This is a genomic window from Mycobacterium sp. 012931 (assembly GCF_000419295.1).
Taxonomy (GTDB): domain Bacteria; phylum Actinomycetota; class Actinomycetes; order Mycobacteriales; family Mycobacteriaceae; genus Mycobacterium; species Mycobacterium marinum.
In genome coordinates this window covers 577,435-603,737 of sequence record NZ_AOPX01000001.1, presented here as the reverse complement: position 1 = coordinate 603,737, position 26,303 = coordinate 577,435, and the positions used below count along the sequence as shown (strand labels likewise).

Annotated in this window: 21 protein-coding genes and 4 pseudogenes; 8 read left to right on the top strand and 17 right to left on the bottom strand. The window is 65.1% G+C overall.

Features of this window, described 5'->3' with window-relative positions; all coding sequences use genetic code 11:
* Positions 1-278: 278 nt before the first annotated feature.
* From MMSP_RS02690 to MMSP_RS02675, 4 genes are all read left to right on the top strand, one after another.
* Positions 279-593, top strand: a complete 315-nt coding sequence (locus MMSP_RS02690; RefSeq protein ID WP_015353970.1) for a hypothetical protein — start codon at positions 279-281, stop codon at positions 591-593.
* 9 nt (positions 594-602) lie between these two features.
* Positions 603-1,322 carry a CoA pyrophosphatase gene (locus MMSP_RS02685; protein ID WP_015353971.1) on the top strand — a complete coding sequence of 240 codons (720 nt, stop codon included), beginning with the start codon at positions 603-605 and terminating at the stop codon, positions 1,320-1,322.
* Between the two features lie 158 nt (positions 1,323-1,480).
* The gene (locus MMSP_RS02680; protein WP_020785367.1) at positions 1,481-2,665 is read left to right on the top strand and encodes an MFS transporter; all 1,185 of its coding nucleotides are present in this window, start codon (positions 1,481-1,483) and stop codon (positions 2,663-2,665) included.
* A gap of 51 nt (positions 2,666-2,716) precedes the next feature.
* Positions 2,717-2,983, top strand: a complete 267-nt coding sequence (locus MMSP_RS02675; protein WP_020785366.1) for a YdeI/OmpD-associated family protein — start codon at positions 2,717-2,719, stop codon at positions 2,981-2,983.
* A 39-nt stretch (positions 2,984-3,022) separates the two neighbouring features.
* Here the strand turns inward: MMSP_RS02675 and MMSP_RS02670 are convergent, their stop codons facing one another.
* The 3 genes and pseudogenes from MMSP_RS02670 to MMSP_RS02660 form a co-directional block, all read right to left on the bottom strand.
* Positions 3,023-4,216, bottom strand: coding sequence for an amidohydrolase family protein (locus tag MMSP_RS02670; RefSeq protein WP_020785365.1), 1,194 nt, complete (start codon positions 4,214-4,216; stop codon positions 3,023-3,025).
* 155 nt (positions 4,217-4,371) lie between these two features.
* Positions 4,372-6,598: pseudogene (locus MMSP_RS02665) on the bottom strand (acyl-CoA dehydrogenase family protein).
* 7 nt (positions 6,599-6,605) lie between these two features.
* Complete coding sequence (locus tag MMSP_RS02660; RefSeq protein WP_020785361.1) at positions 6,606-7,472, bottom strand: amidohydrolase family protein; 867 nt, start codon at positions 7,470-7,472, stop codon at positions 6,606-6,608.
* A 314-nt stretch (positions 7,473-7,786) separates the two neighbouring features.
* Here MMSP_RS02660 and MMSP_RS02655 point away from each other — a divergent pair, with 314 nt between their 5' ends.
* Complete coding sequence (locus MMSP_RS02655; protein WP_011742432.1) at positions 7,787-8,362, top strand: TetR family transcriptional regulator; 576 nt, start codon at positions 7,787-7,789, stop codon at positions 8,360-8,362.
* A gap of 8 nt (positions 8,363-8,370) precedes the next feature.
* Here the strand turns inward: MMSP_RS02655 and MMSP_RS02650 are convergent.
* The 4 genes and pseudogenes from MMSP_RS02650 to MMSP_RS02635 form a co-directional block, all read right to left on the bottom strand.
* Positions 8,371-9,581 (bottom strand): annotated as a pseudogene (locus tag MMSP_RS02650) (thiolase family protein).
* A gap of 30 nt (positions 9,582-9,611) precedes the next feature.
* Complete coding sequence (locus MMSP_RS02645) at positions 9,612-10,010, bottom strand: Zn-ribbon domain-containing OB-fold protein (protein WP_012392144.1); 399 nt, start codon at positions 10,008-10,010, stop codon at positions 9,612-9,614.
* A 95-nt stretch (positions 10,011-10,105) separates the two neighbouring features.
* The gene (locus MMSP_RS02640; RefSeq protein WP_012392145.1) at positions 10,106-10,522 is read right to left on the bottom strand and encodes a DUF5313 domain-containing protein; all 417 of its coding nucleotides are present in this window, start codon (positions 10,520-10,522) and stop codon (positions 10,106-10,108) included.
* Between the two features lie 30 nt (positions 10,523-10,552).
* A complete protein-coding gene (locus MMSP_RS02635; RefSeq protein WP_011742428.1) occupies positions 10,553-11,044 on the bottom strand; it encodes a MarR family winged helix-turn-helix transcriptional regulator in 492 nt (163 codons plus the stop codon).
* A 133-nt stretch (positions 11,045-11,177) separates the two neighbouring features.
* Here MMSP_RS02635 and MMSP_RS02630 point away from each other — a divergent pair, with 133 nt between their 5' ends.
* Entirely contained in the window at positions 11,178-12,341 is a 1,164-nt protein-coding gene (locus MMSP_RS02630) for an AAA family ATPase (RefSeq protein ID WP_020785358.1), read from the top strand.
* Between the two features lie 21 nt (positions 12,342-12,362).
* Here the strand turns inward: MMSP_RS02630 and MMSP_RS02625 are convergent.
* The 6 genes and pseudogenes from MMSP_RS02625 to MMSP_RS02600 form a co-directional block, all read right to left on the bottom strand.
* Positions 12,363-13,106, bottom strand: a pseudogene (locus tag MMSP_RS02625) (lysostaphin resistance A-like protein).
* Between the two features lie 54 nt (positions 13,107-13,160).
* Positions 13,161-14,369, bottom strand: coding sequence for a glycosyltransferase (locus MMSP_RS02620; protein WP_020785356.1), 1,209 nt, complete (start codon positions 14,367-14,369; stop codon positions 13,161-13,163).
* 68 nt (positions 14,370-14,437) lie between these two features.
* A complete protein-coding gene (locus tag MMSP_RS02615; RefSeq protein ID WP_012392149.1) occupies positions 14,438-15,649 on the bottom strand; it encodes an acyl-CoA dehydrogenase family protein in 1,212 nt (403 codons plus the stop codon).
* Between the two features lie 4 nt (positions 15,650-15,653).
* A pseudogene (locus MMSP_RS02610) lies at positions 15,654-16,298 on the bottom strand (TetR/AcrR family transcriptional regulator).
* 77 nt (positions 16,299-16,375) lie between these two features.
* Positions 16,376-17,593 (bottom strand): GNAT family N-acetyltransferase, encoded by a 1,218-nt coding sequence (locus MMSP_RS02605; RefSeq protein WP_020785353.1) that lies wholly within the window; start codon positions 17,591-17,593, stop codon positions 16,376-16,378.
* Between the two features lie 139 nt (positions 17,594-17,732).
* Positions 17,733-18,299 carry a PadR family transcriptional regulator gene (locus MMSP_RS02600; protein ID WP_012392152.1) on the bottom strand — a complete coding sequence of 189 codons (567 nt, stop codon included), beginning with the start codon at positions 18,297-18,299 and terminating at the stop codon, positions 17,733-17,735.
* 127 nt (positions 18,300-18,426) lie between these two features.
* Between MMSP_RS02600 and MMSP_RS02595 the strand changes: the two genes are divergently transcribed.
* Both MMSP_RS02595 and MMSP_RS02590 read left to right on the top strand, forming a co-directional pair.
* Positions 18,427-18,858, top strand: a complete 432-nt coding sequence (locus MMSP_RS02595) for a nuclear transport factor 2 family protein (RefSeq protein ID WP_011742421.1) — start codon at positions 18,427-18,429, stop codon at positions 18,856-18,858.
* Between the two features lie 58 nt (positions 18,859-18,916).
* Positions 18,917-19,957, top strand: a complete 1,041-nt coding sequence (locus MMSP_RS02590) for an LLM class F420-dependent oxidoreductase (RefSeq protein ID WP_015353986.1) — start codon at positions 18,917-18,919, stop codon at positions 19,955-19,957.
* A gap of 21 nt (positions 19,958-19,978) precedes the next feature.
* On the opposite strand, the gene MMSP_RS02585 is transcribed toward MMSP_RS02590, so the two are convergent.
* From MMSP_RS02585 to MMSP_RS02570, 4 genes are all read right to left on the bottom strand, one after another.
* A complete protein-coding gene (locus MMSP_RS02585; RefSeq protein WP_232022716.1) occupies positions 19,979-21,034 on the bottom strand; it encodes a phosphotransferase family protein in 1,056 nt (351 codons plus the stop codon).
* Between the two features lie 30 nt (positions 21,035-21,064).
* Positions 21,065-22,288 (bottom strand): acyl-CoA dehydrogenase family protein, encoded by a 1,224-nt coding sequence (locus tag MMSP_RS02580; protein ID WP_036426045.1) that lies wholly within the window; start codon positions 22,286-22,288, stop codon positions 21,065-21,067.
* Between the two features lie 122 nt (positions 22,289-22,410).
* Complete coding sequence (locus MMSP_RS02575) at positions 22,411-23,535, bottom strand: adenylate/guanylate cyclase domain-containing protein (RefSeq protein ID WP_020785350.1); 1,125 nt, start codon at positions 23,533-23,535, stop codon at positions 22,411-22,413.
* Between the two features lie 113 nt (positions 23,536-23,648).
* Complete coding sequence (locus MMSP_RS02570) at positions 23,649-25,886, bottom strand: NADP-dependent isocitrate dehydrogenase (RefSeq protein WP_020785349.1); 2,238 nt, start codon at positions 25,884-25,886, stop codon at positions 23,649-23,651.
* Between the last annotated feature and the right edge of the window lie 417 nt (positions 25,887-26,303).

Below are 26,303 nucleotides of genomic sequence, written 5' to 3'. Positions count from 1 at the left end.
AATCTCCTGCGTCCCGTTCGGGCAATATGTCCTCCCCGATGCTGGGGCAGCGCCGTCTGGAATCCCGGAACCCAGCTGGGGTTGCCCCGGCTGTCGCCGCCCGCGGCGGCCTTCGCGGCCGACACCGACGAATCGGGTGAATGTCCGAGCGGGGGCCGAGACGCCGGTGGTCAAACCTCCGATCGGAGGTGTCGCGCATCGATGACTTCGTGCGATGTTTGGTCCGTGCACCGTATGCAAAGCCATGCCGAGATGCCCAGCATCGATACCGCCCAGCTTTGTGGCGTGCGGGAGGTTCGGATCACAAGGCCGCCGCCTATCTCCACTTCGATGACGTGGACATCACCATCAAGGTGGTGGCGCCGCCGCGTGCCGGGGCGGCCGTGCTGGAGACGGTCTGGGATGTCACCGCCCGGGAATCCGGTCCCGGCCTGGGCACGTGGTGGGGCAGTTGGCGCCGATTCCTGCCCGCGGGTCAAGGCCAGCCCGAGCGTCGCGTCGCCGAGGAGATCCGCGACGCCGTCGATCGGATCCGCCAGATGTTGGACGCCCACGCGCAACGGGTAAGCCACCGGGGTGGTGGCCGGGCATAGGGTCGACCGGTGACGATCACCTATGACGAGGCGCTGCGTTTGCGGATTCGGGCCCGCCTGACGTCGCACGAGCGCCGCGCCGTCACCGATCCGACCAAGCGGCACGCGGCGGTTGCGGTGGTGCTGGTGGACTCCGAAGTCGGCGAGGACCGGGTGGATCCGGCGCCGGTCGACGAGTGGATCGGGGGGCGCCCGATGCCGGAGCCCGGACTCGACGGCCGCATGGTCGACGTGTCAGGGGGTGCGGCGTTCTTCTTGTGTCGCAGAGCATCTCGGCTCCGTGCGCATGCCGCCCAGTGGGCACTGCCGGGCGGACGCGTGGACCCGGGAGAAAACGCGATCGAGGCCGCGCTGCGCGAATTGGACGAAGAGATCGGCATCAGGCTGCCGGACTCGGCGGTGCTGGGCCTGCTCGATGACTACCCGACCCGATCGGGATATGTCATCACCCCGGTGGTGATCTGGGGCGGGGGCCGCCTCGATCCGCACCCGGTGCCCGACGAGGTGGTGGCGGTCTACCGGGTGGGCCTGCACCAACTGCAGCGTCAGGATTCGCCGCGGTTTGTCGCCATCCCGGAGAGCCCCAGGCCGGTCGTTCAAGTCCCGTTGGGAAACGACCTCATTCATGCGCCGACGGGTGCCGTGCTGCTGCAGGTGCGCTGGCTGTGCCTGGAAGGGCGAGACGATCCGGTCGACGAACTCGAACAACCGGTCTTCGCCTGGAAATAGGTCGGTGGGTAATCAGGCCGCTGCGGTGTGGCGTCCGCACACCCGGCGCTGGCTTCGGATCGCCAGTAAGTTCATTCGAAATGCACACTCAACACACCGAAGCGCACCAGCTGCCCCCCTTGGGAATGCCTGCGGCGGGCGACTTCAGGTGACCGCCGATGACTTCCGGTAGCGCGCCGCAATGGCTCACCCGAAACCTGCGGGTGCTCTCGCTGGTGTCGCTGCTGCAAGATGCGGCCAGCGAGCTGCTCTACCCGCTGCTGCCGATTTATCTGACGACCGTATTGGGCGCGCCGCCATCGGTGGTTGGGGCGGTGGAAGGCGCGGCCGAGGGGGCCGCCTCACTCACCAAGATCGTGTCGGGCCCGCTGGGCGACCGGTTCGCCCGGCGCCCACTGATCGCGAGCGGCTACGGGATGGCGGCGCTGGGCAAGCTCATCGTCGCGGCCGCCGGCGCCTGGCCCGGTGTACTGGCCGGTCGGGTTGTGGACCGATTGGGCAAGGGACTGCGCGGTGCGCCTCGCGACGCGTTGCTGGTCGACGGCGTCGAGCCGGCGCAGCGCGGTCGCGCATTCGGGTTTCACCGCACCATGGATACGCTCGGCGCGGTCATCGGCCCGCTGCTCGGGCTGGCCGGATACGAACTGTTCGACCACCAGATCGGCCCGGTGCTCTACCTGGCTGTGATTCCCGCTGTGCTCAGCGTGCTGCTCATCGCCTGGGTTCGGGAACCACCGCGCAATCTTGCGAAAGCCAAGCCTGCATCGATACTCGACGGGACTCGGCGGCTGCCCCGTCGATACTGGGCGATGGTCTCGTTTCTGGTCTTGTTCAGCATCGCCAATTTCCCGGACGCGTTGCTGCTGTTGCGGCTCAAGCAGATCGGCTTCTCGGTGGTGGGCGTCATCATGGCCTACGTCGGCTACAACGCGGTGTACGCACTGGCGAGTTTTCCGGTGGGGGCGCTTGCCGACCGCTTGGGCCGGCCGGTGGTGTACGCGTTTGGGCTGGTGTTTTTCGCGGTCGGCTATCTCGGGCTGGGCATCACCACCGACACCGCAACCGCATGGGCGCTGATCGCGGCCTACGGGCTGTTTACCGCTTGCTACGACGGTGTGGGGAAGGCCTGGATCTCGGCGATTGTCAGCGCGGAGCTACAGTCCAGCGCCCAAGGTGTGTTCCAGGGCCTGAGCGGATTTGCGGTGCTGGCGGCGGGACTGTGGGCCGGGTTCCTGTGGGGTGTGGACGGGCGGCTGCCGCTGCTGATCTCGGGTGGGGCCGGAGCGGTGTTCGCGCTCGCGCTGCTGGCCGCCGCGGCCGGTACGCGGCGACGGGCGAGGTGATCGGGGTTCGAGTCCGGACCGGGGCAGCGCGCACCGGGTTACGCTGACCTGGTGAGCAGCAAGCAAGTGCCCGGTGGGGTGGTACACGCGCTGCCCCCAGACCTGCGTGAGGCGTTGGTGGCCAACTCCACCGCGCTGGCCGCCTGGAACGACATTACGCCCTTGGCCCGCAACGAGTTCATCTGCTGGGTCGAGGATGCCAAGCAACAGAAGACGCGTGAGCGCCGTATTCGCCGGACACGCGAAGAGCTGGAAGAAGGCCAGCGCCGGCCCTGCTGCTGGCCGGGGTGCAAGCATCGCGAGCGCACCGGCAAGTGAGCCCGGCGCGCTGAATCTCCGGGCCGGACCGATCGGCTGTCATACCGGCCGGCGGAGAGCCAATTCGAGGCCGTTGTCACGCATGACGGCGCGACACTGGTCGGGCGCGTAGTCGAAGTTCTGCAGATCCTTGATGTAGGAGGCGGGTTCGGCCAGTCCTTCGACGTGGGGGTAGTCCGAACCCATGATGATGCGATCCGCACCCAGTAGTTTCAGCAGGTCCGCCAGCTCGTCCTCATAGAACGGGGACACCCAGACGTGACGTTTGAAGGTCTCCCGGGGGTCTTCCTGATAGATGAAGGGAATCTGGCCGTAGGACTTGGCCAGCTTCTCGAACAGGTGGAAGACCCAGGCCGAACCGCTCTCGATGCAGGCCATCCGCAGGTTGGGGAACCGGTGAAAGAGGCCCTTGTGCAAGTGGTTGGCGAAGGTGTCCTGCAACGGATCCCCGGAGAACAACGACCGAAAGCCCAGCAGCGCCTGAAAAGACATCATGTAGTCCGCTTCGCCCCAGGCCGGCATGAACTTCGAGTAGTAGGTCTCGCCCGAGTGGTAGCACACGGTGATGCCGGAGTCGTTGGCCAACTGCCAGAACGGGTCGAACAGTGGATCACCGGGCGCACGCATGCCGACCTCGGTGGTGACCGGTCCGGGAACCATGACGATGAAGCGCGCGTCGTGGCGCAGCGCCCACTCGAGCTCCCGCACAGCGTTATCCGGTATGCACAGCGTGATGTAGGGGGCGGCGAAAATCCTTTCCTGATAGGCGAATCCCCAGTCCTCCTGCATCCAGCGATTGAAGGCGCGGAAGGTCGCCGCCGTGGCCTCCAGGTCGGGCAGCAGCGCTTGCTCCATCCCGACCCCGAGGGTGGGCGGCATGATGCAGCCCTGCATGCCCTGTTCGTCCATGGCCGCCAGCCGAGCGTCGCGGTCACGGTACTCGGGACGAATCGGCTCCAAGTCGCCGAACAGTGCGTTGAGGTCGGCGCCTCTGGGATTGCGGCCGCGGAAGTACTCGTCGAGCGCGCCGGGCTTGGCGACCGGGTCGAAGGTCGGATTCGGGATGAACCTGTTTACCCTGCCCCCGACGATCAGCCGCGCTCTGCCGTCCAGCTGGGCCCACTGGATGGCACGCTTTTTGTATTCGCGCTCGATGTGGCGGGTGAACGCGTCCACCGCCTCGTAGTAGTGGTTGTCGCAGTCGAAGAACGTGAACCCGAGCTCGGTCTTCATCGCCGTCGTGTCCTTTCCGTGGCCGGACCCGATCCATCCGAGCCAGGCCGCATCATCGAAGGCTAGAACGATGTTTCACTTTGTACAGGCCAAATGCGCGTTATAGTGCTCATTTATCCGGGAAAAGGCAAGAACAGTGTTCTGTTTAGGTGAAGCTATTTGCGGGGAAGGCCGAGGATCATCGAAGCGATGACGGTGAGCTGGATCTCCGCGGTACCCCCGCCGATGAGCTCGGAAGGCATGTCGAAGTACGGCCCGAGTACGGCCGGATCCGAGTCCTCCAGCATTGCGACGCGCCCGGCCAGGCCCAGCGTTGCGGTCCAGACCCGCCGCAGCAGCAGCACCATCGCGTACTTGGCGATGCTGGAGGTCGGGCCGGCAACTTGTCCCTGGATCTGTCGCAGCGTCTAGCGCAACACCATTGCCTTGATGGCGGTGGTGTGGGACTCGACATCTCCGACTGCCCGCAGCGCCGCGTCCTGGTCGAGACCATCGGCCATCGCCACGTGTCGAAGTACCTGCGTGCGATCGATATTGACGTAATTACCTATCGCCGTGCGTTCGACGGCCATGGTTGCCACCGCCAGATCCCAACCGTCGCCCGGATTTCCGATCAGCATGTCGTCGGCAACGAACACATCGGTGAAAAAGACCTCGTTGAAGTCGAACCGGCCACTGGCCTGCTTGATCGGTGAGACCTCGATGCCCGGGGACGCCATGTCGACGAGGAAGTAGCTGATCCCTCGGTGTTTCGCCGCGTCGGGGTCGGTGCGCGCCAACAGCGCCCCGAACTGTGCCCGGTCGGCGTGGGAGGTCCAGATCTTGTGCCCGCTGACCAGCCATCCCCCGTCGACCTTGACGGCGCGGGTGCGCAGCGACGCCAGGTCTGAACCGGCTCCCGGTTCGCTGAACAGCTGGCACCATCTTTGGGTTCCGCGCAGGATGGGCCACCCGAACCGGTCGCGTTGCAGGTCGGATCCTCGGTCGAGAATCGTCGGGAAGATCCACTCCGCGATACCCAGGGACGGCTTGGTCACGCCGGGGCGCTTGCTGAACTCCTCGGCAATGATCACCTGCTGCACCGGCGTCGCGGCCAGGCCCCACGGCTTGGCTAGGTGTGGGGCGGCCAGACCCGCCTCGGCCAGCAGATCCCGTTGTGACCCGTGCGCCAGGCCGGGATTCCTGGAGTCATCGGTGGGGTGCTCGTTGGCTAGCGCTTGTGCCCGGTCCAGTGTGGCCGCTACTCGGGCCCGGAACTCGGATTCGACGTTGCCCAAATTGACTGCGGTAGAGCGACTCGGCGTGCGGGCCAGCTCGCCGGCCGCACGGCTGAAGCGCGTTGTCGGCCCCAGCGACGCGGCCAGGCTGATCGCGCGGCGCCAGTACAGGTGCATGTCGTGTTCCCAGGTGTAGCCGATCGCGCCAAACATCAGCAGGGCATCGAGAGTCAGGTCGGGGGCCGGACCCACCGCCACCAGGGCGGCCGACGCAGCGGCCAGGCGGTGCTGCTCGAGGGGCTCGTCGGCGGCGCGCACCGCGTCCCAGGCCGCTGCCGCGGCCAGTTCGGCGTTGACCAGCAGCACAGCGGCTTTGTGCTGCAGGGCCTGAAAGGCCCCAACGGGTTTGCCGAACTGCTCGCGGGTGCGGATATAGTCCACGGCGGCTTCGGCGCCGCGGCGTACCGTCCCCGCCGCGGCGCATGCCGCAAGGGCCACCACCAGGCAGCGAGCCCGCTCGGTCGCGATCCCAGACACCAGTGACTCGGCCGCGACGACATGGTCGGCGAGGGTCAGCACACCCACGTCGGTGCACAGATCGGTGCCGCGCTGCGGCTGGACTGAAAGGCCCGAACCCGGCGATCGCGGGTCCAGCACGAACCACAGCTGGGCGCCGTCTTCGGAGCGTGCGGCTAGCAGAACACGTTGCGCCGCACAGATTCCCAGCGTCGTTTGAGACGAGCCATCAAGGCGCCAACCGGCCGCGACCCGGGCGGCGCGCACGTCGCAATGTTCGGGCAGCACGACGGTCGCGGTCGCGCCGCCAGCCAGCTCCGCTATCAGTGCTGCCGCGGATGTGTCCGCCAACCCCGCGACCGCGCTTGCCGTCGCGGTGCTCAACAACGGCCCCGGCAGCAACGCCGCGGCGGCTGCCTCGAGCACGCAGGCCATGTCCGCCAAGCGTGCCGCCCTGGCCGCCGGCGTCCTCGCTCAAATGCACCGCATGAAAGCCGTGCGCGGTCAATTCCTCCCACCACGGCGGCAATTCGCCGGCCGCGATCGAGTCCCATGCGGCCCGGGTCTTGTCTATCGGCGCATGCCGGGCCGCGAACTGAGCGACGGCCTGGGCCAGTTGCTCTTGTTCGGCCGTGATCGCCAGCGCCACTGGATGGTCAGCCCGTCAAGCCCAGAATGCGAGCGGCATTGCCGTAGAGGAACTTTGGCCAGACTTCGTCTTTGAGGCCGACCTTGGGCAGCTCGCTGAATATCCGTTCCAGTGACAACCCCATCGGGAAGTAGCCGGCGTAGAGAACCTTGTCCGCGCCGCGCGAATTCGCGTAGTCGATGATGGCCTTCGGGTAGTACTTGGGCGTGAAGGCAGAGGTGGAGTAATACAGGTTGGGCCACTTCAGCACCAGCTTGACGGCTAGCTCCTCCCAGGGTTCGCAGCCGTGGCGGGTGACGAAGACCAGATCGGGAAAGTCGAACATCACGATGTCGATCCGGGAAACCTCCTGGGGCCGGAAAGGAAGCCGCGGGCCGGGGATGCCGGCGCAGACGAAGATGGGTATGCCGAGTTCGACGCAGGTGGCATAGATGGGATACATCTTCGGATCATCGATGGGGACTTGGGGGAAGGTGCCGGCCGGAAACACTGAGGTCGCGCGGATGTCGAACTGCTCGTATTCCCGACGGATCGCGGCGACCGACCCCATCACATCGTTCGGATCGGCGATCGCTCCGGACGGGATGAACCGGTCGGGGAATGTCTTGAGTGCCAGCTGCGCGGAGTCCTCCCGGACCCCGATCATGGCCTTCTCGATGTTGAACCGGTCCATCTGCTGCAGCACCAGGGACACCGGATCATCGGTGGGCAGGCCCTTGGGCACGTCCTTGAACATGTACTCGACGGGGAACTCGAAGTTCTCCTTGGACTCACGGTCCTTGGTCTGCTTGCGAATGAAGTCATATTGGGCGGACCCCTCGTGCGGGAATCCGATCATGGTGTCGATCACCGGCAAACCGACAGGTCCGGCCATTGCGTCCTCCGATCAGGCGCGAGTCTTCGACACTAGCACCGCGCCTGACACAATAGTGAAACCAGGTTCTACCCACGTCAAGGACGGTGGTGGGCAAAAGCTGGGATAACAGGCCGGATATGCCGTTTGTATGCCGTAGCATTTGGTCAACACAAAGAAGGGTGTTCTGGAAACGGGGCCCGTTCTTGCCGTCGGGTTGAATCGGAGGTCGCGCCATCGGTACATCAGCCCCCGGCCTGACACTGTCGCCCGAGGCGGCGCAGGGCCGCTCGCGGATCAATCGCGCCAACCCCGACGTCGTTCCGCTGGCGGAGATGACCGCCAGCCAGCTGTTTCGTCGCGCAAAAGTGATCGAAGAGGTGATCGATCTGATCGCCGATGTCGGCGCCGACGCGGTGCAGATGCGTGACGTGGCCCAGCGTTCGGGAGTGGCCCTGGCCACCGTCTATCGCTACTTCAGTTCCAAGGAGCACCTGTTGGCGGCGGCGCTTCAGGACTGGCAGATGCGGCTGACCCGCCGCATTCTGAGCGCCAGTGGCTCACCCGATCAAGACCCGCTGCCCGGCATCCTGGACTACCTGCGCCGCGCGTTGCGCGCCTTTCATCGCAATCCCGAGATGACGGCGTTGATGCTTCAGATGATGACCTCTACCGATCGGGACGCGAAAGCGACGATCGATCAGATGGATCGCACCAACGTCGAGATGTTCAATCGCCTGCTGCACGGTGTTGCCCCAGCAGACATTTCGAATGTCAGCTTCGCTCTCAACGCCGCACTTAGCGGTGCGCTGACCGGGTTGCTGACCAGCAGGCTGACCTTGGAGGAAGCGCTTGGCCATGTCGAGTGGGTCGCGCGTGCTCTGCTCGATGAAGGCCGGCCGCATCCGTGAAGCGGGCGTTAGGCCGCCGACCTTTCCAGGATGTGCACGCCGCACGCAGAGCCCAAACCGATCACGTGAGCCAGCCCGACTTTGGCGTTGTCGATCTGACGGTCGCCGGCCTCGCCGCGCAGGTGATGGCAGATCTCCCAGACGTTGGCGATGCCGGTGGCCGCGATGGGATGGCCCTTGGACTGCAGCCCGCCGGACACGTTGACCGGCGTGGAGCCGTCGCGCCACGGGGCGCCTGACTCGAAAAAGTCTGCGGCACCGCCCTGTTCGCACAGCATCAGGTTGTCGTAATGCACCAACTCGGCGGTGGCGAAGCAATCGTGCAGCTCGACTAGATCGAGATCGCTGGGTCCAACGCCAGCCTGCTCGTAGGCGGTCTTGGCGGCGTTGCGGGTCAACGTGTTGACGTTGGCAGGACCTGGCAGCCCGGCTCGTAGGGATCGGTGGTCAGCACCGATGCCGAAACCTTCACCGCGCGTCGACGCTGCCGTGCGGACAGAGACTTCAGCGTCTCGCCATTGCACACGATCGCGGCGGCGGCGCCGTCACAGTTGGCCGAGCACATCGGCCGGGTGTTGGGGTAGGCGATCATGACGTCGTTCATGATCTGCTCGAGCGTGAACCTCTTCTGATAGGCGGCCAGCGGGTTCAGTGTCGAATGGGCGTGGTTTTTCTCGCTGATCTTGGCGAACAGCTCGAAGCTGGTGCCGCCGTACTTGTGTCCGTATTCGGTGCCGATCTGAGCGAATACGCCCGGCATGGTCTCGGTGCCGATCCGCCCATCCACCGGCGCGACCGCGCCGTAGCGACCGGCCGGGGTCCAGACGTCGGCGTCGCTCTTCTTCTTACCTCCCCCACCGAGCAGCCCGGCGCCGGACAACTTTTCGACCCCGACAGCCATGCCGTAGTCGACCTCGCCAGCCTTCACCGCCATGATGGCGGTCCGCAACGCGGTGGCCCCGGTGGCGCAGGCGTTGGCCACGTTGTACACCGGGATGCCGGTCTGGCCGATCTGTTTTTGCAGCTGCTGACCGATCCCGGCGTTGGCGGCCATCAGGTTGCCGGCCGCGAGTACGCCGATGTCGGCCATGCTCACGCCGGCGTCATCGAGCGCGCTCATCGCGGCCTGGGCCGCCAGGTCGACGGTGTCGAGGTCGGGGTGCTTGCCGAACTTGGTCATCCGGATCCCGAGGATCCAAATCTCGTCGCTGGCGCTCATCGTCGTTGCCCTTTCCGCGGTGCCGGATGGTCAAGTAGCGGGCTCGAAGCCGAAGCCGATCGCTTCGGTCCCCTGCGCGTCGGTGCCGATCGCGTAGGTGGCCAGGCGCACCTTCATCCCGTCGTGCACGTGCTCGGGATCGGGGTCGATGTTGATGAGATTGGCGCGGACCTGGGTGCCGTCGCAGTCGACCACGGACGCGATGAACGGGGTGGGGATCCCGGGTGCGGCGAAAGTGACGATGGTGAACGTGCGCACCGTGCCCTCGGTTGGCACCGGCACGGTGGTGAACTCGGTGGCAAAGCAGTTGGCGCACGCGTTGCGGCGGTCGAAGAAGCGGGCGCCGCAGTGGGTGCATTCCCGGGCCATGAGGTGCGGATCGCCGTCGTCGAGCACCAGGTAGTCGACCAACGGGATCTGCTTGGTCATGTGAGCACCTCCGCCATGTCTATCCCCGGTCTATCCCGACCGTAGCGGGTGCGCGCCATCAGCGACAGATGCGGCGACGGCCGCGCTCGAGGCGGTTAGAACGGGCTGCTGTTGGACTGCCAGTGCGCCTCTTCGGGCCGCGGGCCGTAGCGGCGAGCGTAGTCCTCGTGCATCCGCGCCTGCTTCTTCTGTTTGAGCACGTCAACCAGGTTCGGATCCAGACCGTGCTGGGCCAGTCGGTGCCGGCGCCAGACCTTGTTCAGGGCCAGCGAGATCAACAGCGACCAGATGTAGAGCGGCACCGTCATCTCGGAATGCACATACAGCGAGGCCGGCAACAGCCACAACGGGGCGAGGATCAGAATCGGGGGAAGCGCCCACCTGATCATGTGCCGGCGGATGGCTCCCTTGCCGGCTAGGTCGTTGGCAACCCAGCTGCGCATCGAATCGGGTAGGCACTTCCCATACGAGTAGGCAATGTACTGCCAGAAATTCGGTTTGTCGGCGGCCATCAGGACTCCTATAGGGACAATTTCGAACTGTTAGGACTGCGGTGCGTCGGCCGCCAAGGCCGCCACATTGATACGGGTGAGCACACGGTGGAGTTGCTCGAGTTCGGTCGGGTCGACGCCCAGGCGCGCGATTACGGCAGCGGGTACCTCAGCCGCCCGTTCGCGTAGTGCGATACCGAACCTGGTGAGCTTGACGTCGGTGGAGCGTTCGTCGGTCGCGTTTCGGGTCCGCGTGACCAGGCCGAGTGCTTCGAGGCGCTTGAGCATCGGCGACAGCGTGGCCGAATCCAGCTGCAGGGTCGCGGCGATCTGCTTGACCGCCAGCGCAGAACCCTGTCCCGATGATGTTCTCTGGTTATCCCACAAGGCCAGCATCACCAGATACTGTGGGTGGGTCAGGCCAAGCGGTTCCAGTAGCGGGCGATAGACGGCCAGGACGGCCCGATTGGTGATCGCGAGCGCGAAACACACCTGCTGTTCGAGGGCAAGTGGATCGGCCTGCGGCGTCGTTGGTGCGGCCATATCTACATCGTGCCCTAATAGTTAGTGCACTAGCAATAGGGCCATTGGTCACTTTCTGGGCTTGAGCGGCCGCGATGGGGTGCGCCCGGGGGTGCTCGGGCGCGCCGTGCCGGTTTTGGATTAGCGTGGCCAGGTGCTGGTGACTGTCGCGGTGGAGAACTACCGGTCGCTGCGCCAGCTGGTGGTCCCGCTACACCAGCTCAATGTGGTCACCGGTGCCAACGGAAGCGGCAAATCCAATCTCTATCGCGCGTTGCGCCTGATGGCCGACTCGGCCCGCAACGGGGCGGTGGCCGCGTTGGCCCGCGAAGGCGGGTTGAGTTCGACCATGTGGGCCGGGCCGGCGGTGATCGGCAAATCGGTGCGTCAGGGGCGCCACCAGGTCCAGGGGACGGTTCGCACCGATTCGGTTAGTTTGAAACTCGGCTTCGCCGGATCCGATTTCGGCTATGCGATGGATCTTGGTCTGCCGCAGGCGTCGATCAGCAAGTTCAAACTCGATCCCGAAGTCAAAGTGGAGGCGCTCTGGGTCGGGCCGGTGTGGCGCAGCGCCACGGCGATTGCCGAACGGGGTGGCCCGGTCGCGCGGCTGCGCGACGGTGACGACAACTGGCACCTGATCACCGACGCGCTGCGGCCCTTCGATTCGATGCTCAGTGAGTTGGCAGATCCGGTGCGGGCCCCGGAACTCATCGAGATGCGTGAGCGCATCCGGAACTGGCGCTTTTATGATCACCTGCGCACCGATGCCGACGCACCCGCCCGGCAGGCCCGGATCGGCACCCGCACCACGGTGCTCGGACACGATGGGGCCGACCTGGCCGCCGCGCTGGAAACGATTCGCGAGATTGGCGACGAGGCGGCGCTCGATGAAGCCATCGATCGAGCATTTGAGGGCAGTCGGATAGACGTCGCCAGCGACAACGGCCGCTTTGAACTGGCGCTGAAACGGCCCGGAATGCTGCGGCCATTGGGTTCCGCGGAGCTCTCCGACGGAACACTGCGATATCTGCTGTGGAGCGCAGCCTTGCTGTCCCCTCGGCCGCCGCAGTTGCTGGTGCTCAACGAGCCCGAGACCAGCTTGCACCCCGAGCTGCTGCCGGCGTTGGCGTCGCTGATCGCCACGGCCGCCCAACGCAGCCAGATAATCGTCGTTACCCATTCCGAGCCCCTGGTGGCGGGTCTGCAGCAGGCCGCGGAGGTGCACACCATCCGCCTGACCAAAGAACTCGGTGAAACCCGGATCGTGGGTCAGGGCATGCTCGATCAGCCGTCCTGGCATTGGCCGCCCCGCTAACCGCTGATGGGCCGGACGCGCTCAGGATGCGGGCATGGTGCCGGTCAATATCAGCATCAGTACCAAGCCGGGCAATGAGTTGGTCACTTGGTGCGCGACGATGCTTGCTCACAGGCCGCCGGAGTACAACCGGGCCAGCGCGATCGGGACGGCGATCACCAGCAATAGCGGTGCTCGGGTGAACTCGAAGTGGGCCAGTGCGAACACCGCGGTGGAGACCACCAGCGCGACCCACTGCCCCCAACGCCGCTCCAGCGCTCCCCAGAGCAGCCCGCGGTAGAGGATCTCTCCACACAGCGGCCCAACGAACACGACGACGATGAACACGGCCACCGCCCACGGCCACGAGGCCCGGACGTCACCAAACACCTTGTATAGGGCCGAATTCGCGTCGGGACCGGTGATCGAGGCGTAGAGCATGGACGCGGGCACACTGACCACCAGCCCGCCGAGACCGAAAACGAGTCCCAAGCGCACGTCGCGCCACGTCCCGCCCATGCGTAGGTCGGTGCGGGGACCATTGCCACGCCGCATCGTGATGAATACGGCCAGCCCCGCCGCGATGACCGTGGGAGCGGCCACCGCCAGTGAAATGAGCGCGGCGGACCGGGGACCCGCGCTCGCCACGACGAGCGCCAACAACGTGGAGCTGAGTAGGTAGACCAGCTCTACCAGGAGGAAGGCGCCCAGCCCCCAGCGATGTGCGGGCGCCGCGGTTGGCCGAAGGGCAGGCGCATCCGGCGTGCTCGACGAGGTGGGCAGCAACGGGTCATCGCCGGGTTCTGCTTGCACTGCCGTGACGCTAGCGCACTAGCCGCCTCAGCTGCGCCGGTCGACGTGAGCGGTGTGCTCGAGCAGGTCGGCCGCCATGGCAATGCTGTGGGCGGGTGGGGTCATCTGGTCCGCCACCGTGCGGGCACGGGCGATGTACTGCGCGGCCAGGATGCTACCCAGGCCGGCGGCCAGCGACTCCGAAGTGGCTGCCGAAAAGGGCTGTCCGACACCGACTCCAAGCTCTTCGATGCCAGCGGCCCAGATCGGCTGATCGAGCCATAGCCAGCGAATCAGCATGGGGATGCCGGCGCGCAGGCCGGCTGCGGTGGTTCCGGCGCCCCCATGATGAACTATCGCGCGACAGGCCGGAAAGACCGCCGCGTGGTTGACCGCCGGTGCGACCATGACCTGGTGGGAATGCGGCATCTGGCCAAAGTCGTTCGGCCCGGCGCAGATCAGCGCCCGCTCACCCAGCTGAGCACACGCGGCACTGATCATGGCGAACTGCTCCGCCGGCGAGGTCAACGGGGTGCTGCCAAAGCCGAAGTAGATCGGTGGGGCTCCTTCGGCAATCCAGGCGAGGATCGCGTCATCGTCATCGGTGGGTGACTGCAACGTCAGCGCGCCGACGAATGGGTGTCGGCCATCGGCTTGCACCCACCGGCCCGGTGGTCCGGGCAGGACGATCTGGTCATAGGCCTGGATTTCGAGCGATCCCTGTTCCGCGACCCGTTGCGGGACGGATTCCGATGCCGGCGGCAGTCCCAGGGCCTGGCGTTGGGCGTCGTCGGCGGCTTTCGTTGCCAGCGTCGAGAGCATGCCCGCCGGCAATGCCGGCGCAGGGAAGAAGTGCAGCCCGGCCAGCGGAATGCCGAAGTACTCGGCGACATTGGCGGCCACCGCCTGCTCGTTGAAGCCGACCACAAGCAGGTCGGCACCGTCCGCCAGCGCGGTCAGCGTCTCACTCTTGGCCGCGTTCACCCGGGTTAGGTGTTCAATGAGTTTGGGCACCATGGTGATTGGGTGCTGGGCCGTGGCCGCTAAGTCGCCAACCAGGTTCGGGGCGGGGCCCATCTGCTGGTGTGAATCGGGGCGATAGGCGACCGTGGTCAGCCCGGCCGACTCGAGGAAGCCGACCAGGTTGGGTGGGGCCGCCACCCGCACCTCATGGCCACGTCGCAGCAGCTCACGCGCGGCGGCGGCGCACGGCTCAACGTCGCCGCGGCTTCCGTAGCTTGCGACCACAGCTTTCATCGGCGGAAATTTCGGCTGCGAACGTCTACCGGATCATCAACGGCCGTCGGCGCTACCGCACCGAATGCTCATCGGATGGGCAGCCCGGTCAGCGCTCGCGATATCACCAGGCGCTGGATCTCGCTGGTGCCCTCGAAGATGGTGAAGATCTTCGCATCGCGGTGCATCCGCTCAACGGGGTAGTCGCGGGTGTAGCCGTTGCCCCCGAGGATCTGAATGGCCTCGTCGGTGACGTAAACGGCGGTCTCACTTGCCACCAGCTTGGCCATCGATCCCTCCGCCGAATCGAAGTTGTGATTGTTGCGGGCCATCCATCCGGCTCGCCACACCAACAGACGCGCCGCATCGATGCGCGCTTTCATGTCGGCTAGTTTGAACGCCACCGCCTGGAACTCGCCGATCTTGCGCCCGAATTGTTCGCGTTGGCAGGCGTATTCCAGGGCGTACTCATAGGCCGCTCGGGCCACGCCGACCGCCATTGCCCCTACGGTGGGCCGGGTGCGCTCAAAGGTCTTCATCGCGGCCTGCCCGCGCGCAGAGGCGCCGGACTTGACCCGAGCGATGCGCGCCTCGAACTTCTCTCGCCCGCCGAGGATCGCGTCCTCGGGCAGACGCACGTTGTCGAGCACCACCTCAGCGGTGTGGGAAGCGCGGATGCCGTGCTTCTTGAACTTCTGCCCTTGGGTCAGGCCCTTGGTGCCGGGCGGGATCACGAACGTGGCCTGCCCGCGGGTGCCCAGTTCGGGGTGTACCGATACCACCACGATGTGCACGTTGGCGATGCCGCCATTGGTCGCCCAGGTCTTGGTTCCGTTGAGAACCCACTCCCCGGCCGCCTCGTCGAAGTGCGCACGGGTGCGGATGGCGCCGACGTCGGAGCCTGCGTCGGGTTCTGAGGAACAGAACGCTCCGAGCTTGGGATCGCCGGGGGTGCCAAACATCTCCGGCAGCCAGCGGCCCAGCTGTTCGGGAGTTCCGTTGGCGGCCAGGGCCGCGGCGGCCAGCCCGGTGCCCATGATGGAAATCGCGATACCGGCATCGCCCCAGAACATCTCCTCGAACGCGGCGAGAATGCCCACCCCGGACGGCTCGACGGACTGCTGGGCGAAGAAGTCGGGCGAGTAGAGCCCCACCTTCGCGGCCTCCTGGATTACCGGCCAGGGAGTCTCTTCACGTTCATCCCATTCTGCGGCGGCCGGGCGGATAACCTCGGCCGAAAACTTGTGCACCCAGTCGCGTACTTCGATCACGTCGTCGCTGAGTTCTAGTGAGAAGGTCACAGTCTTACTCCTGGAATTTGTTGTCGGCCCAGGGTTTTCTGGAGGGCGCGGGGTTGGTGTATTGAGAGAGCATGCTGACGGTCTGATTGACCCACGCCTCGAAGTAGCGGCTGTCATCGATGTTTCCGGGCGAGCGACCGGTCAGTGCCTGCAGCGTCGCGGCGTAGGACAGCGAGGCGATGGCGACACTGGCCGCCGCTTCGGGATCGGGTATTCGGGTGCGGCCCGACCGGTTGGACGCCGCCAGTTCGTCGGCGAATCGCTGGTAGGCGTTGTCGGTGATGATCTGCCAGGTTTTCTCGTCGAGGTCACCGAGTGCACCGGGCTCGCGCAGCATCACCTTGAGCAAATCCTCGCTCTGTTTCAGGTTGGTCCAGATGAGGTGTCCGGCGGTTCGCACCGCCTGCTCCACACCGCCCGGCTCGCCGGCGTCGTACTGCTCGCGCGCTGCCACGATGCTGTCGATGCGGTGCTCAACCGCGGCCTCGAGCAGCTAGTGTTTGGAGCCGAAGTGCTTGTACAACGCGCCAGATCCCGGCGCGAGGCCCGAGCAGCGCTGGATGTCGGCGACCGACGTCGCCGCGTAGCCCTGGGCGGCAAAGAGCTTCAGTGCCGCCGAGAGCAGGCGATCTCGTCCGGACGTGGACATGGTGAGAGAGTACTCACTCACCAAGTCGGGCGCAAGTGGCTCGGTGCCACCAGTACCTGGTAGAACGCCAGTACGCCCTAGAAGAAGAACCCGGCGTGGGGCGCTTCCGGCGCCGCGAACAGCTGATCGGCAACGGCAAGTGCGGTCGGGTCCTCGCACCGGGCTAAACCTGCCATGGCGAGGTCGCGCCAACGCGCGCCACCGAGCAAAACGGCGGCAAGGCCCGCAACGTCGAGGTGCAACGCGGGACGCCGACTCGTCGGTTCGGCCCCGTCGCCCGAGATGGTGAAGTGACCCGAGTTGCCGGCCAGCAAGGGATCATCGATCGCGATGGTGACGGTGCCATCGCCGTAATAACGCCGGGCGGCCAAGGCGGCCCGGACATCGATCACGCGCAGCCACGTCTCGTCATGCACCGCCGTCACCTTCATGGCCCGTCGATCAACAAGCAGCCAGGGCAGCGGATCGTCCAAAGGCAGCATCCAGAAGACCACGCGGTCAATCAGATCGAGTCCGAACAGGAAACGCAACAATCCAAGATAGGCGGCGCCGGTCGGCGCGAAGAAGTCCTCGACCACGATGGTGCGTTGGTCGGCGACGAACCACTTCTCGGTGTCGATGGGGCGGTAGCGAACGAATCCCGTCTCCCGCCCCGGCTCGCCGTGGACTGCGATATACGAAGGCCCCGGCGATGTTTCGGCGCGCAGTCGCTGGAACTGCCACCAAACCCCCGGGCGGTCAATGGTTCCCGGTCGCGACGGCCGATTCCTCGCGTAGATCCCGGCAAGGACGTCCCAGCTATCGACGGTGTCGAGTAGCCGCACCGGTCCGCCGGTTCCGACACCCGGGCGCAACGTCGCCCGTGCCGTCTGGATTTCAACGCTCTGCGCTGAACTGGCCACGCCGTAGCCATACCGTTCATAGATGGTTGCCTCCGAGGCTCGCAGCGTCGCCACCGTCTCGCCCCGTGCGGCGAAGTCGCGTAGCTGATGGCTCATCAGCTCGGTAGCGATGCCTTGGCGGCGAAACGTCGGCAGCACACCGATGCGCGTCACGGCGGCATGGCGCACGATCGCTCCGCCGGGCAGGGTCAGGTCGCTGGTGGCGGCGTCGGCGGTACCGACCAGTTGCTCATCGATGAATGTGCCCACGGTTCGCCCGGGCTCGAGAAGTGTGGTGACCTGGCCCGGCGACAGGTTCGGCATGGGGGGTAGGCCGACCATGGCGACGCGGAACACTTTGCCCGCCGCCATCAGGTCTTGCTCGGTGTCGAGAACGCGGATGTTGGTGCTCACCCGGCCATCATGTCGCGTCCGTGCGAGGCTGGTCTGCAGCGCGTCAGGATCGGGTCATGCGCGCCGACGGCATGGACTCGAGTGTCCGGCCGAAATTGCCGCCTGGGGCAATTTTTCCCCAGGGTCGTGCAGTCGTTTTCTATCCCGTTTGCGTAGCGAGACGGAAGTCCAGGATTTTCAACGTCTGCTCGGCCCACTGAATATTTGCCTGCTCGAAGGAAATTCCGCGCAGCAGCGTCAGGTAAGGGCCTATCCGTTCGGCCTGGGTCAAGTATTCCTGCTCGGTGCGGCCGTCCAGCATGCGCCTGCGTGCCCGCTCGTAGCGCTCCAGTTTTGCCGTGGCCCATTGCAGTAGCTCGACAACGAATTCCCGAACGGCGTCGATGTTTCCGGCATCGCAGGCCTGAATCTTGATGAGCAGTTCGTCGCGAATCACCGCGGGCTTGGGCGGCTTGCTGGTGAACTGCAGGATCGCCGCACGACCTGACTCGGTCAACGAGTGCATGCGCTTGTTGGGCCGGCGCTCTTGGTGGACTACACGGGCCTGAATGAGCCCTTGCTCGGTCAGGCGTTCGAGCTCGCGATACAGCTGCTGTGGTGTGGCCATCCAGAAGTTCGCCATCGAGGCGTCGAACTCTTTCGCGAGGTCATATCCGGACGACTCGCCTTCCAAGAGGGCAGCCAAAACCGCGTCACGGAGTGACATCTGGCCAATGATACATGGCAAGCAAGATCTGGCGAACTGGCTTCGTGAGTGGTTCGCTCGCTATGGGCGCGACGGCGGCTACCCGAAAATATGAATATTCGATAAATACACTAGGTGGAGGTGTTTGATGCATCCGTTCCGTAAAGCGGTTGAAGAACGTGATGTGACAGCCGTTGAGGCGATGCTGGCCGACACGGTGGTCTTTACCAGCCCGGTAGTGTTCAAACCGTACGTGGGCAAAGCGATCACCGCAGCGCTGCTGCGCGGTGTTCTGCGGGTGTTCGAAGACTTTCGCTACATCCGCGAGATCGCCGACGGCAACGGACGTGACCACGCCTTCGTGTTCGAGGCGACGATTGCCGGGGCTTCCGGGGCGTCGGGTAAGAAAGTCATGGGTTGTGACTTCCTGCATTTCAACGAGGACGGACTGATCGATGACTTCATGGTGATGGTGCGGCCAATGTCGGGCGCCATGGCGTTGTCGGAGGCGATGGGCGCCCAGTTCGACCGGATCCAACAAGAGGCGCTGGAACTGGCCCAGCAGTTCGCCGGGGCATAGAACTTTCATCGCTTGGCTCCGCGCCGAGCGTGAACAAATTTGAGGAAGGGTGTTGGTCATGCGAATCGGATTGGCCATCAATTACGCGGGCGGCTTCAAGGAGGTGGCCGCCGAAGTGGCCGACCTCGAAGGTGCCGGACTGGACATCGTCTTTGTCCCCGAGGCGTATTCGTTCGACGCCGTCAGTGCTCTTGGATACCTGGCGGCCTGCACGGACCGCGTTCAGCTCGCCTCGGGCATCCTGCAGCTGTACACGCGGACGCCCACCTTGACGGCGATGACCGCGGCCGGGCTGGACTATGTATCCGACGGTAGGTTCACCCTTGGGCTCGGTGCCTCAGGTCCGCAAGTGATCGAAGGCTTTCACGGGGTGCCCTATGACGCCCCGATTGCGCGTACCCGCGAAATCATCGAGATTTGTCGTCAGGTGTGGCGCCGTGAGCGCCTGGAATATCAGGGTAAGCACTACACGATCCCACTACCGGCCGGCCAGGGTACCGGGCTGGGCAAGCCACTCAAGATCATCAATCAGCCTGTGCGGGAGCGTATCCCGATCTTGTTAGCCGCGTTGGGGCCCAAGAACGTCGAGTTGGCGGCCGAAGTGGCCGAAGGCTGGCAGCCCATCTTCTACCTGCCGGAGAAGGCCCACGATGTCTGGGGCCAGGCGCTGGCGGCCGGCCGGGCCAAACGGGACCCGGCGTTGGGCGAACTCGACGTGTATGCCGGCCCGGTGCTGGCGATCGGTGACAACGTGGAATCCCTTCGCGAATTCGTGAAGCCGCATCTGGCGCTCTACATCGGGGGGATGGGTGCCAAGGGCAAGAACTTCTACCACATGCTGGCGACCAGATATGGCTACGGAGCCGAGGCGGACCGAATCCAGCAGCTGTACCTGGCCGGGGACAAGGACGGCGCCGCCAAGGTTGTCCCAGACGAGCTGGTGCGAGACGTCAACCTGATCGGCACGCCAGGGTTCGTCAGGGACCGGCTTGCGGCGTTCCGCGAGTCCGGGGTCACGACATTGAATGTGGCGCCGATCGCGGAAACGGCTGCCGAGCGGGTGAAGCTCATCGACACGCTTCGCCAACTGGTCGACTAGGCGCTCGGGGCCTTTCCGGGGTCAGGAAGCTGAGTCGGAGACTTGGTTCATGCCTGCGGCATCGGCGATTTCGCGAGCCATGTGTACCCGCGCATCGATCCATGCGACGGTCGGAGTCCCCTCAGACGCCTTGTTCTGCGGCTCGTCCATCGCCCGTCGCATGACGCCCTCGGCGATGATCGCCAATTTCCACAGCCCGAGAACATGCCAGTACTGCAGCGCGGCCGGATCGCGGCCGGTCTCCTCTAGATAGAGGCGGGTCATTTCGGCGCGGTCGGGGAATCCGTTGAGGGTCGAGGGTGCGAAGTCACCGACGCCAGATTCACCGGGCTCCATCCAGTAGGTGAGCAGGCTTCCCATGTCAGCGAGCGGATCGCCCAGCGTCGACAGTTCCCAGTCCAGGGTCGCCACCACCGCGCCGGTCTCCGGCGAGGTGATCAGGTTGCGCAGATGAAAGTCCCTATGCACCAAGCTGATTTCCCGTTGCTCGGGAGCGGCGGCGACCAGCCGGCGGGTCAGGTCGTCAAGTTCGGGAAGCTCGCGCGTCTTGGACAGCTCCCATTGTCCCGCCCAGCGTTTGAGCTGGCGCTGGGCGTAGGGCTTGTGGCTGGCCAGATCGTCGAGCCCCACCTTCGCCAGGTCGACGGCGTGGATTTTGGCCAGGGTGCGGGGCAACGACAAGGCGATCTGGCGGCGCTGCCGTGGCGTCAGCGCCTCGGCAACCTCCATGGTGTCGACGACCAATCCATCAACGAACTCCATCAACACCAATGGCGCCTCGGAAAACTCCGAATCCGTTGTAACTCCGAGGATCCGGGGAACCGGCACGTCGGTCTCGGCCAGCCCGGCCATGATGCGGGCCTCGCGCACCACATCGTGGGCCGAGGCCAGCAGATGCCCCAGCGGCGGGCGGCGCAACACCCAGGCGCGGCCAGCGGCATCGGTGACCCGATAGGTCAGATTCGACTGACCGAGACCGATGCGTTGAAAACGCAGTGGCGCGGCGACTTGGTGCCCCAGCGTGACCAGCCACCGTGACACCGCGTCGGCGTGGACACCGGGAATGTCCTCACTCATGGGTCCGGGCATCGGTGCGGTTGACCGGGTTCACGATCCGTGGGCGCCGTTGCGGTACTTGCGCAACTCTTGGGTGACAATCGCTCGTTTGTGCACCTCGTCTGGGCCGTCGGCCAGCCGCAATGTGCGCAGGTGGGCCCAGGCCATCGCCAGCGGAAAGTCGTCGGTGACCCCGCCACCGCCGTGCACCTGAATGGCCCGGTCGACGATTTTGAGCGCGATGTTGGGGGCCGCCACCTTGATCGCCGCAATCTCGGTACGGGCGTGCTTGTTTCCGACCGTATCCATCAGGTAGGCGGCCTTGAGGGTCAGCAATCGGATCATCTCGATCTCGATCCGGGCCTCGGCGATCCAGTCGCGCACGTTCGCGTTCTCGCTGATGGGCTTGCCGAAGGTGACCCGGGATTGGGCTCGTTTGCACATCAACTCCAGCGCCCGCTCCGCCATGCCGATCGCGCGCATGCAGTGATGAATGCGGCCGGGGCCCAGCCGGGCCTGGCTGATGGCAAATCCCTCGCCTTCGCCCTTGAGCACGTCTTTGACCGGCACCCGTACGTCGACGAAGTCGATTTCGGCATGTCCTTCGCGGTCCTGGTAGCCAAAGACGGGCAGGTTGCGCTGCACGGTGAGGCCCGGCGCATCGATCGGCACCACCATCATCGATTGCTGGCGGTGCACCGGCGCGGTGGGGTCGGTCTTACCCATCACGATCAAGACTTTGCAATTACGGTGCATGCCGTTGGACGCAAACCATTTTCGCCCGTTGAGGATGTAGCTGTCACCGTCGCGCACCATCGACATCTCGACGTTCGTCGCATCGGAGCTGGCCACCGCGGGCTCGGTCATGGCGAAGGCAGAGCGGATTTTGCCCTCTAGCAGCGGCTTGAGGTAGCGCTGCTGGTGCTCATCGGTACCGAAGAGGGTCAGCACCTCCATGTTGCCGGTGTCCGGGGCGCTACAGTTGCAGGCCTCCGAGGCGATGTGGCTGCGGGCCAGGATCTCCGCCAATGGCGCGTACTCGAGGTTGGTCAATCCCGGCCCCCACTCGGGGTGCGGGTGAAACAGGTTCCACAGCCCGCGATTTCGGGCCGCGGCCTTGAGTTCCTCCAAGATCGGAGGATGGAAATGCGGGTCGCCGGCGGCGCGCATCTGTTCGTCGTAGATGGCCTCAGCCGGGTACACCTGGGAATCCATGAACTCGAGCAGGTCTGATTGGTACTGCTTGGCGCGATCGGAAATATCGAACAGTGACATGAGAACCTCTGGCATCTGTTGACACGGGGTCGGCCACCCGCCATGTGAGGGTGGCGTGATCTCTTCCTACACCCTTGCGATGATCCCGCCGCGGGGTGTGCCGCCGACCGCCCCAGCCGGTGTCAGCCGCGCCCAGCGGGGCGGGCCGGCTCTACCCGGAAGAGTTTGACCTCGGCGCGCATCCCCCTGATCCGTTGGGCACCGATCGAAAACCACTCGAAGTCACCAGCGTTGCCGACGGCATCACGGGTCGATTCGGCAACCACGACCGTGCCCGGGTATGCGATCGAGGTGACCCGGCTGGCCAGGTTGACCGGACTGCCGAACCAGTCACCCGCCCGAGTGACCGCAGCCCCAGATGCAACACCAATCCTCAAGGGTGGCAGGTTGTTTGCCGCGGCGGCGGCCAAGTCCAGCGCCGCCCGCAGCAGCGGTGCGGGTTCTGGGCAGACCAGCATCACCGCGTCGCCGATCGACTTCACGAACCGGACCGGCATGGTCGCGGCGTCGTGGGCGAGGTCGGCAAGCCGGGCGGCCACCCGTTCCAGGTCCTCGGCCGGCATCACTTCGCCGAGCCGGGTGAAGCCCGCCATATCGGCGAAAGCAACGGTGACGGGTCGGGCGCCCGGTAGCGTGCCCGCGGCCCGTTCCGCCGCGTTGACGGCTTCCGTCTCCACCGAATGGCGCAGCTCCAGGCGCATCAGATCGTCCATCATCGGAGGCGGCAACGGAATCGCTGCCTGGGCCAACTGCTCGGACGCCTCGGCCAGCTCGATCTCGGAGAACCCCGGCCGCAACAGCGTCTTCAGCGCCGCCTCCCGCATCATGGCGGCGGCATGCCCCAGGCTTTCCACCAGTACCCGCATGACGGCAACCGCATCTTCGAGGTCGTAGCCGATATCCAGAAAGACCTTCGCGTGTCTGACCGCCTCGGCGTCGGCCCACGGCAAGACGGCCTCGTCCGGATCGTCGATCCGGGGCAGGCCAACGGCACGTTGCAGGCGCTGCAGCACATCGAGTTCGATGCCGGTTGCCGCGCAGATCTCGCGCGCGGACACCAGCGTTCCATCATCACCGAGCACCCGGTAGGCGGGCAGCATCACCGGTGCGGCCGCCGACGCCTGGATGTGCTCGAGACTGAACCCACGCTCGAGTAGCCAAGCGATCAGCTCCGCGCGGTCTTGGCGTGCGGTCCCCTCAAGCCCGTCGAGCAGGCCTGACGCCTCGATATCGACGTCTGCGGCCATAGCTGCTCACTCTATTGGAAACCCGCGGCCGTGAGCGGGACCAGCGCCGCGCAGCTGGGCCCGCCCGGCCCGGGATTTCCAGCGGACACAGGCTATTCAGAGGGTGGCGGGCCTCAGCCCTGTGCGGCCTCCAGCGCGGCGTTGAGCGTCTTGCTGGGCCGCATGACCGCGGTTGTCTTCTCGTTGTCCGGCGCGTAGTAGCCGCCGATGTCAACCGCCTCGCCCTGCGCTTCGGCGAGTTCGGCCACGATGGCCTCCTCGCCATCGGCCAGCGCCTTGGCGAGCTTGGCGAAGTGTTCGGCAAGTTCCGCGTCGTCGGTCTGCTCGGCAAGTTCTTGGGCCCAGTACAGGGCGAGATAGAACTGGCTGCCCCGGTTGTCGAGCTCACCGGTCTTGCGTGAGGGGCTCTTGTTGTTGCCCAGCAGCTTGCCGATTGCGTCATCAAGAGTCCTGGCCAGAATCTTGGCCCGGTCATTGCCGATCTTGATGCCCATGTCTTCCAGGCTGGCTCCCAGGGCGAGGAACTCGCCAAGCGAATCCCAGCGCAGGTGATTCTCCTCGACCAGTTGCTTGACGTGCTTGGGCGCTGAGCCTCCGGCGCCGGTTTCATACATCCCGCCGCCGGCCATCAGGGGCACGATGGACAACATCTTGGCGCTGGTGCCCAGCTCCAGGATCGGGAACAGGTCGGTCAGATAGTCACGCAGAATGTTGCCGGTCGCGGCAATGGTGTCCAGCCCGCGAATCAGGCGTTCCAGGGTGTACCGCATGGAACGCACCTGAGACATGATCTGGATGTCCAGACCTTCGGTGTGGTGATCCTTCAGGTACGTCTTGACCTTCTTGATGAGTTCGTTCTCGTGCGGACGGTACGGGTCCAGCCAGAACAGCACCGGCATGCCCGAATTGCGGGCGCGGGTGACGGCCAGTTTGACCCAGTCGCGGATCGGCGCGTCCTTGACCACACACATGCGCCAGATATCGCCGGCTTCGACATCCTGGGTGAGCAGCACCTCGCCGGTGTCAAGGTCGACGATGTTGGCGACGCCGTCCTCGGGAACCTCGAAGGTCTTGTCGTGTGAGCCGTATTCCTCGGCCTGTTGCGCCATCAGGCCGACGTTGGGGACCGTGCCCATCGTTGTCGGATCGAACTGTCCGTTGGTCTTGCAGAAGTTGATGATTTCTTGGTAGATCCGCGAGAACGTGGACTCCGGGTTGACCGCCTTGGTGTCTTTGAGCTTTCCGTCGGCGCCGTACATCTTGCCGCCGGCCCGGATCATCGCCGGCATCGAGGCGTCGACGATGACGTCGCTGGGGGAATGGAAATTGGTGATTCCGCGGGCGGAATCCACCATCGCCAGCTCGGGGCGGTGCTCGTGGCAACGATGCAGGTCGTCGATGATCTCATCGTGCTGGGAGGCCGGCAGGGTCTCGATCTTGCTGTAGAGATCTGACAACCCGTTGTTGACGTTGACACCCAATTCGTCGAACAGCTTCTGGTGCTTGGCGAAGGCGTCCCGGTAGAAGGTCTTGACGGCGTGGCCGAAGACGATGGGATGGCTGACCTTCATCATCGTCGCCTTGACGTGCAGGGAGAACATCACGCCGGTCTTGTAGGCATCCTCGATCTGCTCTTCATAGAACTCGCACAAGGCCTTCTTGCTCATGAACATGCTGTCGATGATGTCGCCGTCATCCAGCGAGACCTCGGGCTTGAGCACCAGCGTCTGGCCGCCCTTGGTCACCAGTTCCATCTTCACCTTGTGCGCGCGGTCCAGCGTTATCGACTTCTCCCCGGCATAGAAGTCGCCGTGTCGCATGTGGGCGACGTGGGTACGCGAAGCCATCGACCATTCACCCATGCTGTGCGGGTGTTTGCGGGCGTACTCTTTGACCGCATTGGGCGCCCGACGGTCCGAGTTGCCTTGGCGCAGAACCGGGTTCACTGCACTGCCCAAGCACCTGGCGTAGCGCTCCTTGAGCGCCTTTTCCTCGTCGGTCTTCGGGTCGGCCGGATAGTCCGGAATCGCGTACCCCTTGTCTTCCAACTCCTTGATCGCCGCCTTGAGCTGGGGCACCGATGCGCTGATGTTGGGCAGCTTGATGATGTTGGTGTCCGGGTCCTGCGTCAGCTCGCCCAGCTCGGCCAGATTGTCCGGGACCCGCTGCTCGTCGGTGAGGTAGTCGGGAAATTCGGCCAGGATGCGTGCGGCCACCGAGATGTCACTGGTCTTGATCTGAATGCCAGCGGGCTCGGCAAAAGCCCGCACTATGGGCAGGAAAGCGTAGGTCGCCAGCAGTGGCGCCTCGTCGGTCAGCGTGTAGATGATGGTCGGCTGCTCGGCGCTCATGTGTATCTCCCGGCGTCACTGTCGGTTCGGTTTCGAGGTTCTCTGCGTTGTAGGTGCGGCTACCAGTATCGCGGATCGGCGTCCTCGGCAGACAGCCCGCTGCGGCTCGGCGGCATACAGCTTGTCGCCTGCATTGATATCTGCGACTTCTCCTCAAGCCTAGTGTGGGCCGCGTTCGGGCCCGGTCGGCACGGGTGGGCAAGGTGGGCAAGGTGGGCCACGCGCCGATCATGGCGGTTCTCGGCGGAGGCGGCAATAGCGGCCGGCAAGGCGTACGTAGTAGTTTTGCTAGTGGGTTATCAGATTTACGCGCATGCGACGGTCGGATTTCTGGCTGAATTGTGTTCAGCGCATCATGTGGAAAGTGTGTCGGAGTGAACTATTTTGGGGCTGAATTTGGCCACTAACCAGGTGACT